Genomic DNA, 11156 nt, shown 5'->3' on the forward strand with positions numbered 1-11156 from the left:
CCCCCCCCCCCCCCCCCCCCCCCCCCCCCCCCCCCCCCCCCCCCCACTCCTCTGTCTGGGTCAGGTGCTCTGCTCCCTGAGCAGTTCCTCCAGAAATCGAGACATCTCCAGGACCAAGCTGTCGCAGTGGTCCTTGCGCAGCTCTCCCCGTTCCTTGGAAGCCCGGAGCAGGTCGGCGCAGTCCAGCGCGCCGTGACGTGTCCGGAAGTCTCGGAGCAGTGCGGTGGACTGCTTCTCATCGCAGCCCAGCAGGCCCAGCACCATCAGAGCGCCGCTCACCGCGCCGCAGGTGGAGCCGTGACGCATCCCGGACCCAAAGTGGGCCCCCAGAGCATTGGCCTGTTCCGGCGTGAGTCCCAGCCGGTCGGCAAAGGTCACCAGGACCGCCTGACAACAGTTGTAGTGGACCGCAGGGTCTGCCCGGAGTGCCCGGGCCTTTTCAACATAGTCCATTTCAAGTTTTCCTCCCACAATAAATCACGATGGCCTGCTGGTCACCGGTCCAGCACCATCTGGTCGTAGCGCAGGTACTGGAAGCCGCACTTCTCATACAGATGGGCGGCCCCCTGGTTCATCTGGGTGACCTCCAGACGGAAGCGGCGGCTGTCCGGGTACTGGGTAAAGATCCACTCCAGGACCTGCCGGCCTAGGCCGCGGCCACGGAACTCCGGCAGGAGATAGACCTCCTCAATGAAGACGCAGGTCCCGCCCACCTCCGCGGAGTAACACAGGGTGACATACAGATAGCCCGCCAGCCGGCCTTCCTCAAAGATCAGGGTGCCCCGGAGCAGGGGCTCATTCCCGGCAGCAGCCAGAAAGGACCGCTCCACGATCTCCCGGGGGACCGGGTGGTCTACCGCGTTGGACCGGTAGAAGGCATCCACCATGGGCAGGACGGTGTCCCGGTCGTCCAGTGTCATATCGCGAAAGGTCAGCATAGCGATCCCCCTTTGTTTCATTGTCTGCTATTATAATATCACAGAAAAATTTTTTCAACCGGAGGTGGGCAAAACATGGACCTCCGGCGTCTAATGGTCAAAAAGGGAGGGATGGAGCATGACGGAACAGGAATTCGCCCTCCGGGCCCAGGACCAGCGGAGTCGGCTCTACCGCACAGCCTTCCTCTACCTGGGCGGGGAGCACGCTGCGGTGGACGCGGTGGACGAGGCGGTGTACCGCGCCTTCCGGGACCGCCGGAAGCTGCGGCAGCCCGAGTTCTTCGAGACCTGGCTGACCCGGATCCTCATCAATGTGTGCAAGGACGAGCTGCGCCGCCGCCGCAGAGAGTGCCGGATCTGCGTCCCGCCGGAACCGGAGGCGGAGCACATGGATGCCCTCTCCCTGCGGGAGGCGGTGCGGGCGCTGCCGGAAGAGCTGCGCTCCGTGATCGTCCTGCGGTACTTTACCGGCCTGACGCTGGAGGAGACAGCCGCCGCCCTGGAGATCCCCAGGGGGACGGTATCCTCCCGCCAGCGGCGGGCCCTGGAGCTTCTCAGGCTGGACCTGACAGACGGACAGGAGGTGGGGTCATGAACCGGAGAGAGGAATACTGGGTGCTGACAGAACAACTGCGCCGGGAGCCCCCGGAACTGGAGAGCGCGGTCCGGCGAGGGATGGACCGCGCCAGGCGGAGGCGCCGGCGGCCAGCGGAGCTGCTGGCCGGACTGGCTGGTGTGTGCGCCGCTTTCGTGGTGATGGTGAACGCCTCCCCGGCCTTTGCCATCTCCTGCGCCAAGGTGCCGGTCCTGCGGGAGCTGGCCGCGGCGGTGGCCTTCTCTCCCAGCCTGCGGGCGGCGGTGGAGCACGACTATGTGCAGTATATCGGCCGGACAGAGGGGGCGGACAGGATCTCCGTTACTGCGGAGTATGTCATCGCCTCCCCAGCCAGGGCACACCTGTTCTATTCTGTGGAGGGCGGCGGCCGGGTGTCCTGGGAGCTCCAGACGCCGGACGGCACCCCCCTGGAGGGATACAGCTCCGCCCAGTACAGCGGAACGGCCGGAGAGGCGGAGGAATTGCGGCACACGGAGTTCCATTTCAGCCGGGGGGAACTCCCGGAGGAGTTCCTGGCCGTGTGCACCGTGGAACCGGCCGGACCAGCAGGGGAAGCGGAAAACAGGGCCCCGGCAGTGGACGGGTCTGGAGAGGCCGGAGAGCCGGCGGAGGGGGAAGCTGTGGCCCTCACGTTCCCCATCCAGCTGGACCGGGACAAGATGGCCGGTCCCAAGACGGTGGTGATGGACACCTGGGTGGAGACGGACGGCCAGCGGCTGAAGGTGGACCAGCTGGAGGTCTACCCCACCCACACGGAGATCCATCTCCAGGAGGACCCGGAAAATACCTGCTGGCTGGCGGGGGCCGAGTTTGCCTTTGTAGACGGGAATGGAAAAGAATACGACACAGGGGACGGGTATATCACTGCCACCGGCGGGGAGGATTCCCGCTCCATGCTCCACTATTACCGGCAGAGCCTGTATTTCCTGGAGGGACAGGAGATGACCCTCTCTATCCGGAGGCTGAAATGGCTGGACAAGGAGCAGGAGTGGGCGGACATCGACCTGGCCGCCGGAACCGCCTGCGGACTTCCGGAGGGGACTGAGCTGCTTCAGGTCTGCCGGGAAGGGGACCGCACCATCCTGCTTTTCCGGCAGGCGGAGGGAGGGCCGGACGCCCCCTTCACCTTCCTCTTTCGGGACCCGGAGGGGACGGAGCGCACATTCGACGGCGTGACCACCTCTGGGACAGCGGAGGAGGTGGACGGGAGGAAGCATGTCGAGTATCTGTATCACATCCAAAACTGTGCCTGGGATCGCATCCAGATCCAGCTGGCACATACAGAGACGGCGGACCATGAAGACCTGAACATCCCCTTTGTCCTGCCGTGACAGACCGCGGCCGCGGCGTGGGGCGCGGCGCCGGGGGGGCGCCCCCCCCCCCCCCCCGGTCTGCTGTTTTAGTTGAAGATGTCCGGCGTATCGGAGAACAGTGCCCGTACTCGCTCCAGCACAGGGCGGTTTTCCCCCAAGGCCAGGCGGGGGTCGGCGGAGAGCAGGTCCCGTGCCGCCTGCTGAGCCTCGCTGAGCAGGCGCATATCCCCGGAGAGATCGGCCAGCCGCAGGGTGGGCAGGCCATGCTGGCGGCGGCCGAAGAAGTCGCCGGGGCCCCGTAGCTTCAGGTCCTCCTCAGAGATCTTGAAGCCGTCTGTGGTGGAGGCGAAGACCCGCAGACGGGCCAAGGTGTCCGGGCTGCGGTTGGAGGTGAGGAGCACGCAGTAGGACTGGTGCCGGCCCCGGCCCACCCTGCCCCGGAGCTGGTGGAGCTGGCTGAGGCCGAAGCGCTCTGCGTTTTCGACGATCATAAGGGCGGCGTTGGGCACGTCCACCCCCACTTCGATGACGGTGGTAGACACCAAGACCTGGAGCTCCCCACTGGCGAAGGCGGACATGACGGCCTCCTTCTCCCGGGGCTTCATCTTACCGTAGAGCAGCCCCACCCGCAGCTGAGGAAAGATCTGTTCCTGGAGCTGCCGGGCGTAGACCTTCACCGCCTTCAGGTCCATCAGGCCGGGCGGGGCCCCGTCCCCGGTGCTCTCCTCCACCGCAGGGCAGACGATATAGGTCTGCCTGCCCTCTCCGGCCTGTTTGCGGACAAAGTTGTACATCCGCTGACGCTTGCTCTCCCCCACCACAAAGGTCTGCACCGGGACGCGGCCCGGGGGGAGTTGGTCAATGACGGACACGTCCAAGTCACCGTAGATGATCAGCGCCAGGGTGCGGGGGATGGGGGTGGCGGACATGACCAGCACGTGGGGGGAAGAGGACTGCGGTGCCGCCCCTTTGGCGGCCAGCGCCGCCCTTTGGGCCACGCCGAACCGGTGCTGCTCGTCAGTGATGACCAGCCCCAGGCGGGCGAAGTCCACCCCCTGAGACAGCAGGGCCTGGGTGCCCACCGCCAGGTCCACCGCCCCGGAGCGCAGGGCAGCCCGGGCCGCCCGCTTTTCAGCCGCGGTCATGGAGCCGGTGAACAGGGCCACCCGGACGCCGGCTGGGGAGAGCAGCTGGTTCATGGTGCGGTAATGCTGCTCAGCCAGCACTTCGGTGGGCGCCATCAGCGCGGACTGCCAGCCGCTTTGGGCGGCCAGCCAAGCCCCCCAGGCGGCCACCGTGGTCTTACCGGAGCCCACGTCCCCCTGGACCAGCCGGTTCATGGGGCGGCCAGAGGCCAGGTCCCGGGCGGTCTCCTCCATGGCCCGCCGCTGGGCCTGGGTGGGTGCGAAGGGGAGCAGGGCACAGAACGCCTCCAAGGGGCGGGGGGCAAACACCGCGGCGGAGCACTGGCTGTCCCGGCGGTCCTTCAGAAGGGTCAGGCCGGCGGAGAGGTAGAACAGCTCCTCGAAGGTCAGCCGCCGCCGCGCCTGCTCCAGGGCGTCAAAGTCCTCCGGGAAATGGATGTCCCGGCAGGCCCGCTCCGCCGGGACCAGCCGGTGCGCGGCCCGAAGGCTGGCCGGGAGGGATTCTGCCCCCTGGCCGGCGCACTGCTCTACTGCCTGGCGGATCAGGGAGACCATCAGATGATTGGAGATCCCTGCAGTCAGGGGGTACACCGGTACGATGCGTCCAGTAAAGTCCCGGTCCCCTTCCCGCTCAAAGACCGGATTGACCATAGAGCGGCGGGAGCCCTGCTCCTGGATCTCCCCATAAAACACATACTCCTCCCCAGGCTGGAAGGAATTTTTCAGATAGGACTGGTTGAAGAAGGTGAGGTAGAGGGTGCCTGAGTTGTCTACCACCCTCAGCTTCACCAGCTCCATCCCCTTGCGGATGTAGGAGAGGACAGGGCGCTCCGCCGCAAGGGCGGAGACGCAGACCTTCTCCCCCAGCGGCGCAGCCCGAATGGACCAGATCCGGCGCCGGTCCTCGTAGTCCCGGGGGTAGTAGGTGAGCAGATCGGCGGCCCGAAGGATGCCCAGCTTCTCCAGTTTCTTGGCCCGGGCGGGCCCCACGCCCGGAAAATCCGTCACCGGTGTGTCCAGCGTGATGGTCATGTGGCTCCCCCCTCCCTTTTTTCATGCGGCATGGCCCGGCCTGTCAGCCGGGCAGGATGTGCCTATTTTACCACAGCGAGGAGGAAAAAAGCAAAGGAAATGGAAGCGGCCACTTTTGCCCTGACTGCAGGGGAATCCCCCTTGAAAATCATTTTAATTCCGCTTATGATGGGTCAAAACAGCCGCAGGGCGGAACAGAAAGGGAGGATTACCATTGAATATGGAAGAAATGGAGGCTGTTGAGATCGCCTATCTGCGCAGGACAGGCCCCTACGGCCCGGAAAACCGACAGCTGATGGAGCGCCTGAAGGTATTCCTGAAGGAGCGGGGCAGGATGGGGTCCGGGACCGTCCTGCTGGGGATCGCCCTGGACGATCCCAGCAGAACTCCGCCGGACCGGTGCCGGTATGATGTGGGCATCATCATCCGAGAGGGGGAGCGGCTCCCACTGGACACCCGCAGGGTCCGGGGCGGACGGTACGCCGTCTTTGAGATCCCTCATACGGAGCGGGAGGTCTCCCGGTTCTGGGAAGATCTGGAGCGCCTGACCGCCGGGCTGCCGGTGGACCGCGCCAGCCCCGTTTTGGAGCGCTACTCTGCAGAAAAGGTGGCCCTGCACCGGTGTGAGTTCTGCATCCCTCTGAAGTGAGCATAGGCCGTACCGCCAGAGGAGGGAACGTGCCGCTCTTGCCATCAGGGGAGGGACTGGGGTATAATCAATATCATCTGTCTTTTGAAAAAAGGAGGCTCCCCCATGGCTGAGTATATTCTGAATTTGCTGCCGGTGACGGAGGAGGAAAAAGCTGCCTTTCAGGAGGCAGCCCCCCGGGCCGTCCACGTCTGCGCCGGGCGGCGCACTGTGACAGCGGAGCAGCTGGAACAGGCCACCATCCTTTTCGGGTGGCCCCGGCCCGCCGACCTGAGCCGCGCCCCCCGCCTGAAGTGGTTCCAGTCCATGTGGGCGGGGACCGACGAGTATCTGGCCCCCGGCGTCCTGCCGGAAGGGGTGGTCCTCACCTCCTCCGCCGGCTCCAACAGCCAGTCGGTGGCGGAGCACGCCCTGGCCTGCCTGCTGGCCCTGTGCCGCCGCCTCCCCCAGTGCCGGGATCAGCAGCGGGAGCGGCTCTGGACGGACCCAGGAAAGATGAAGACCCTCTCCGGTGCCACCGTCCTGGTGGCGGGGGCGGGACACATCGGCTCCTGGTTTGCCGGACTGTGCCGGGGGCTGGGTGCCCATACTGTGGGGCTGAAGCGGGATGTCTCCCGGCCGGTGGAGGGCTTTGATCGGCTGGCGGTGATGGAGGAGCTGGACGGCCTGCTGCCCCAGGCCGACGTGGTGGCCCTGATGCTGCCCCACTCCCCCCAGACGGAAGGACTGATGGACGCGCGGCGGCTGCGGCTGATGAAGGAGGACGCCATCCTGCTGAGCATGGGGCGGGGCTCCGTGCTGGATCAGGAGGCGCTGGCGGCCGTCATGGGGGAGGGACGCCTGTGGGGCGCCGCCCTGGATGTCACGGTCCCAGAGCCCCTGCCCCAGGACAGCCCCCTGTGGACGATCCCCAATTTGATCATCACCCCCCACTCCGCGGGCGGGATGCGCCTGGAGGTCACCCGGGCCAACTGCGTCCGGCAGGCGCTGGACAACCTGAATCGCTGGCAGGCTGGGAAACCCCTGGAAAATCTGGTGCGGAGATAGAAACAAACTGAGGCGCGCTGATTCATCAGCGCGCCTCCCTGTTTTTAGAAAAGTGGACCAGTCAGTCCCTTCCCATGGGCGCGGCCCGGTCAGCCCAGCAGCAGGGCCGCCGGGAGCAGGACGGCCAGAAAGAGCAGGTTGGCCCCGGTAAAGAAGAGAAGATAGGCTCCCCGCTTCTGGGGGTGCTCCCGGACGAAGAACTTATAGGAGATCAGGCTGGCCATGGAGGCGATCAGGGTCCCCAGCCCGCCCAGGTTGGTCCCCACGATAAGGGCATCCCACTCCGAGGTGAAGCCGGAGAGGAGCAAGGCGGCGGGCACGTTGCTGATGACCTGGCTGGCGCACACGGCGGTGACCAGCTCGTGGCCGGAGATGGCCTGCTCCAGCAGCGAGCGGAAGGCGGGTACGCGGCCCATGTTTCCAATAAAGACGAAAAATGCGGCGAAGGTGAGCAGCAGGGACCAGTCCACCCGGCGCAGCACCCGCCGGTCGGCGGCCAGGACACACACCACCACGGCGGCGGTGAGGAGCCACACCGGGAGCAGCTTGGCCACAGAGGAGACCGAGGCCAGGAACAGAAGCAGGTACATCCCGGTCCGACGCCGGCGCAGAGAGGGCTCCGCCCCGCCGGGGGCCAGACCGGCCAGGGGGGCGCTCCGCCCCGGCAGGAGACAGAGCAGCAGCATCAGGCCGGACAGAAGGGTGTAGGGCAGCATCAGGGACAGAAAATCCCCCAGTCCCCGGCCGGACTGGGCGTAAAGATACAGGTTCTGGGGATTGCCGATGGGGGTGGCCATGCTCCCCAGGTTTGCAGCCACAGTCTGAAAGACCACCACCGGCACCGCCCGCTCCTCCCGTCCGGCCAGTGTCAGCACCTCCATGGAAAAGGGGACAAAGGTGAGCAGGGCCACATCGTTGGTGATGGCCATGCTGGTGAAAAAGCACAGAAAGACCAGCACACACTCCAGCTGGCGGGCGCTCCTGACCCGGCGGAGCAGCTGCCGGCCCAGGCGGCTGAAGACCCCCAGCTCCCGCAGCCCAGCCATCACCGCCATCAGGCAGAACAGCTGGGCCATGGTCCTCCAGTCCACATAGGACAGATAGGCCCCGTCGGGCGGCACCCACAGCATGGACAGCAGAGCCAGCGCCGCGGCGGCGGACAGAACGGCTTCCCGCTTCATCAGGGAAAACAGACGGGCCAGGGATATCACAGTGCTCCTCCCTCCCCCGCCACCCCGGTCAGGTCAAAGGGGGGTGTATATTCCCGCTGGGCGCTGGTCCGCTCCTGGGTAAAGCCCTCCAGCCCCAGATTTGCCATATATTCCGCCGCCGCCCGCATCTCCCCGGCCCGGAGCCGCCGGTGGATCTCGGGAAATTCCGCCGACCGGCCCCAGGGGGTGTACTGGCTCATCAGGGAGAAGAGCACAGTCCCTGGGCCGAACTCCGCCGCCACCCAGTCCATCACTGCCTTGGCCTGACTGACCTGGCCGGGGAGGATCAGGTGGCGGATGACTACCCCGCGGGTGAGCAGGCCATCCCCGTCAAAGGCGCAGGGGCCGGTCTGGCGCACCATCTCCCGGATAGCGGCCTGGGCTGTCTGAGGATAGTCGGAGGCGCCGGAATACCGCCCTGCGGCGTCGCTGTCCAGATATTTCAGGTCGGGCAGATAGATCTGGATCTTTCCCTCCAAAGCCCGCAGGGTGTCTACCCGGTCGTATCCTCCGGAGTTCCACACCACCGGGACGGGCTGAGGGTGCTCCTCCAGCAGCCGTCCCACTACATGGGCGTAATGGGTGGGGTTGACGAAGTTGAGGTTGTGGGCCCCCTGGTCCACCAGCTCGCCGCAGATCCGGGCCAGCCGCTCAAGGGTGACCGCTTTCCCGAAGCCCCGGTGGCTGATCTCCTCGTTTTGGCAGAACACACAGCCCAGGGAGCAGCCCGAGAAAAAAATGGTCCCCGAGCCCCGGGTGCCGGAGATAGGGGGCTCCTCCCAGCGGTGGAGGGCAGCACGGGCCAGCACCGGCAGCTCCGGCATCCGGCAGCGGCCCAGCCCACGCTCCTCTGTGCGCAGCGCCCCGCAGCGTCTGGGGCAGAGATCGCAGATCATGGCGTTTCCTCCTCCGGTCAAAAATGTCCCAGCCTCTCCTCCACCGCCCCTTGAAAGGGCTGGAAGGCGTTGGGGACGGCGTATTCCCGGGCCAGGGCAGCCCGGTCCGCCCAGACCCACCCCTCCGGCAGCGCGGGGGAGCTCGCCTCCGCCGCCAGGGCGGACATGCGCCACTCGATGTGGGTGAAGATATGCTTCCCCATCCCGACGCTCCGGAGGGAGGCAGGAGCAATGCCCCAGCGGGCCAGGGCGTCCCCGGCGGGAGAGAGCTCGTTGGGGTACTCCCACAGCCCGGCCAGAAGCCCCCGTCCCGGCCTGCGCCGCAGGGCCACCCGGTTTTCGTGGAAGATGAGAAAGACGGTGCGCTCCTCCACCCTCCGGGCCTTCTTGGCCGCCTTCACCGGCAGCTGGCCGGTCCGGCCGGTGAGGCGGGCAGTGCAGAACGCCCGGGCTGGGCAGAGGTCGCACAGGGGCGCCCCGTTGGGCAGGCAGACGGTGGCCCCCAGCTCCATCATGGCCTGATTGAAGTCGCCGGGGGCGTCCAGGGGGATGATCTCTGCCAGGGCGGCGGTCACCCGCTTTTTGGTGGCCGGCGCGGCGATGTCCCCCTCGTCTCCCGTGACCCGGGCAGCCACCCGCAGCACGTTGCCGTCCACCGCCGGGACGGGGAGGCCGAAGGCGATGGAGGAGATGGCCCCGGCGGTGTAGTCCCCCACGCCGGACAGGGCGCGGATCTCCTCATAGGTGGAGGGAAAGATTCCTCCGTGCTCCTCCATGATCTGACGGGCAGCCCGCTGCAGGTTTCGGGCCCGGCTGTAATAGCCCAGTCCCTGCCACAGCTTCATCAGTGCGTCCTCCGGGACGGCAGCCAGGTCGGCCACCGTAGGCAGAGCCTCCAGAAAGCGGCGGTAGTAGTCCAGCACAGCGGCCACCCGGGTCTGCTGGAGCATGATCTCCGACACCCACACCCGGTAGGGCGTGGGGTGGCTGCGCCAGGGCAGCACCCTGGCGTTCTCCCGGTACCACAGCAGCAGGGGGATGGGCAGCTCCTTCAGCTGGTCCATAGCATCCCCTCCTCTCTCATCAGATTCCCGGGCATTATACACCATGGGAAGAAAAAAGGCAACGGAACAGGGCCCGGTTCCCTTTTTACATTTGAATCGATGGGTTTTAACTCCATCGATTGTACCAAACATTGATGCAAACAGATAAATATGATAAAGTAAACAAAACAATAGATTGGAATTTGTGGAGCAGGATTTATAATGGCGAGGCATAATGTCGTGAGAAAGATAAAAAATCGAACAACGATTATACTTGTGATGCTTCTGATTTCAATTATGGTCAGTTGGGTGATTTGGGGAAATCTGTCGGTAGAAACAACCAAATTAACAGTAACATCTAAAGACTTGCCTGAAGCGTTTGACAAATTTTCTATTGCCCATATTTCGGATTTGCATAATGCAGAATACGGAAAAAATAATGAAAAGTTAATTGATATATTAGAGGCAGAAAGCCCAAATATAATCGCTATTACTGGGGATTTGATAGATTCTAACCATACAAATCTTGAAGTTGCATTATCTTTTGCTCAGCAAGCCGTAAAAATTGCTCCTTGCTATTTTGTCACAGGCAATCACGAGGCATGGATCGGCTCACAATACGAAGAGTTAAAGACATCATTACAAAATACAGGAATTACTGTTCTTCAAGATGAAGCCATCGAATTGAACTATGGTGATGTGTGTATTCAGCTAATAGGATTAAATGACCCTGATTTTTCAGAACGAGACCGTCTTTTATCGGAAAGTATTTTGGAAGTAAAACTTTCGCAGGTAAATATTAGCGATGGCTTTACTATACTTTTATCGCATAGACCCGAGTATTTTAATGTCTATCAAAATAAAAATATTGACTTAGTATTGTCGGGTCACGCCCACGGTGGACAATTTCGATTGCCATTGGGGGGAGGAGTTATTGCTCCAGGCCAAGGACTTTTCCCGAAATATGACGCAGGAGCCTATACAGAGAATGGAACAACTATGATTGTGAGCAGAGGTATTGGAAACAGTATCATTCCGGTGAGAATCAACAATCCACCGGAAATAGTTATTATAGAGTTGAACTGTGGATGAATAAGTCTGTATCCTGATTTTAAACATTAGCATCAGGAACACGAAAGAAAGCGGGAGAATATATAAATTCTGCTTTATCAATTAGCTGCCAACTACGAATATACCTCCCACGTCATTTTGACGAAGTCTGCAAATAAAAAGTCAATAGGGAAATAAAGCAAAATTGAGGAGAGA

Annotated in this window: 11 protein-coding genes; 5 read left to right on the forward strand and 6 right to left on the reverse strand. The window is 63.4% G+C overall.

Annotated features, from left to right (window positions below; all coding sequences use genetic code 11):
* Nucleotides 1-60 precede the first annotated feature (60 nt).
* Together NE584_RS18080 and NE584_RS18085 are read right to left on the reverse strand one after the other, a co-directional pair.
* Entirely contained in the window at nucleotides 61-453 is a 393-nt protein-coding gene (locus NE584_RS18080) for a C-GCAxxG-C-C family protein (protein ID WP_108979980.1), read from the reverse strand.
* Nucleotides 454-494: 41 nt separating this feature from the next.
* Nucleotides 495-938, reverse strand: coding sequence for a GNAT family N-acetyltransferase (locus tag NE584_RS18085; RefSeq protein WP_050622847.1), 444 nt, complete (start codon nucleotides 936-938; stop codon nucleotides 495-497).
* 118 nt (nucleotides 939-1056) lie between these two features.
* Between NE584_RS18085 and NE584_RS18090 the strand changes: the two genes are divergently transcribed.
* On the forward strand, nucleotides 1057-1533 hold the full coding sequence (locus NE584_RS18090; RefSeq protein ID WP_256183414.1) for a sigma-70 family RNA polymerase sigma factor: 477 nt from the start codon (nucleotides 1057-1059) through the stop codon (nucleotides 1531-1533).
* Nucleotides 1530-2885, forward strand: a complete 1356-nt coding sequence (locus NE584_RS18095; RefSeq protein ID WP_256183415.1) for a DUF4179 domain-containing protein — start codon at nucleotides 1530-1532, stop codon at nucleotides 2883-2885. The genes NE584_RS18090 and NE584_RS18095 overlap by 4 nt, the downstream gene beginning before the upstream one ends.
* A gap of 68 nt (nucleotides 2886-2953) precedes the next feature.
* On the opposite strand, the gene recG is transcribed toward NE584_RS18095, so the two are convergent.
* On the reverse strand, nucleotides 2954-5044 hold the full coding sequence (recG, locus tag NE584_RS18100) for an ATP-dependent DNA helicase RecG (protein ID WP_256183416.1): 2091 nt from the start codon (nucleotides 5042-5044) through the stop codon (nucleotides 2954-2956).
* Between the two features lie 220 nt (nucleotides 5045-5264).
* On the opposite strand from recG, the gene NE584_RS18105 reads away from it, so the two are divergent.
* Nucleotides 5265-5693, forward strand: coding sequence for a GyrI-like domain-containing protein (locus NE584_RS18105; protein ID WP_256183420.1), 429 nt, complete (start codon nucleotides 5265-5267; stop codon nucleotides 5691-5693).
* Nucleotides 5694-5798: 105 nt separating this feature from the next.
* The gene (locus NE584_RS18110) at nucleotides 5799-6740 is read left to right on the forward strand and encodes a D-2-hydroxyacid dehydrogenase (RefSeq protein ID WP_050622842.1); all 942 of its coding nucleotides are present in this window, start codon (nucleotides 5799-5801) and stop codon (nucleotides 6738-6740) included.
* 89 nt (nucleotides 6741-6829) lie between these two features.
* On the opposite strand, the gene NE584_RS18115 is transcribed toward NE584_RS18110, so the two are convergent.
* Genes NE584_RS18115 through mutY form a run of 3 tightly spaced genes read right to left on the reverse strand, consistent with a single transcriptional unit; the run spans nucleotide 6830 to nucleotide 9911 of the window.
* A complete protein-coding gene (locus NE584_RS18115; protein WP_337542749.1) occupies nucleotides 6830-7951 on the reverse strand; it encodes an SLC13 family permease in 1122 nt (373 codons plus the stop codon).
* Entirely contained in the window at nucleotides 7948-8847 is a 900-nt protein-coding gene (locus NE584_RS18120; protein WP_256183417.1) for a 4Fe-4S cluster-binding domain-containing protein, read from the reverse strand. Before NE584_RS18120 ends, NE584_RS18115 begins: the two co-directional genes overlap by 4 nt.
* A 17-nt stretch (nucleotides 8848-8864) precedes the next feature.
* A complete protein-coding gene (gene mutY, locus NE584_RS18125; protein WP_256183418.1) occupies nucleotides 8865-9911 on the reverse strand; it encodes an A/G-specific adenine glycosylase in 1047 nt (348 codons plus the stop codon).
* A gap of 219 nt (nucleotides 9912-10130) precedes the next feature.
* On the opposite strand from mutY, the gene NE584_RS18130 reads away from it, so the two are divergent.
* Nucleotides 10131-10982, forward strand: a complete 852-nt coding sequence (locus NE584_RS18130; protein ID WP_256183419.1) for a metallophosphoesterase — start codon at nucleotides 10131-10133, stop codon at nucleotides 10980-10982.
* The last annotated feature ends 174 nt before the right edge of the window (nucleotides 10983-11156 follow it).

The organism is Clostridium sp. DFI.5.61 (assembly GCF_024462915.1).
Classification (GTDB): domain Bacteria; phylum Bacillota; class Clostridia; order Oscillospirales; family Oscillospiraceae; genus Lawsonibacter; species Lawsonibacter asaccharolyticus.

Excerpts from the sequence above, each read along its gene's own strand:
- NE584_RS18080 (WP_108979980.1), bottom strand. The coding sequence starts at position 453 with ATGGACTATGTTGAAAAGGCCCGGGCACTCCGGGCAGACCCTGCGGTC.
- NE584_RS18085 (WP_050622847.1), bottom strand. The coding sequence starts at position 938 with ATGCTGACCTTTCGCGATATGACACTGGACGACCGGGACACCGTCCTG.
- NE584_RS18090 (WP_256183414.1), top strand. The coding sequence starts at position 1,057 with ATGACGGAACAGGAATTCGCCCTCCGGGCCCAGGACCAGCGGAGTCGG.
- NE584_RS18095 (WP_256183415.1), top strand. The coding sequence starts at position 1,530 with ATGAACCGGAGAGAGGAATACTGGGTGCTGACAGAACAACTGCGCCGG.
- recG (WP_256183416.1), bottom strand. The coding sequence starts at position 5,044 with ATGACCATCACGCTGGACACACCGGTGACGGATTTTCCGGGCGTGGGG.
- NE584_RS18105 (WP_256183420.1), top strand. The coding sequence starts at position 5,265 with ATGGAAGAAATGGAGGCTGTTGAGATCGCCTATCTGCGCAGGACAGGC.
- NE584_RS18110 (WP_050622842.1), top strand. The coding sequence starts at position 5,799 with ATGGCTGAGTATATTCTGAATTTGCTGCCGGTGACGGAGGAGGAAAAA.
- NE584_RS18120 (WP_256183417.1), bottom strand. The coding sequence starts at position 8,847 with ATGATCTGCGATCTCTGCCCCAGACGCTGCGGGGCGCTGCGCACAGAG.
- mutY (WP_256183418.1), bottom strand. The coding sequence starts at position 9,911 with ATGGACCAGCTGAAGGAGCTGCCCATCCCCCTGCTGCTGTGGTACCGG.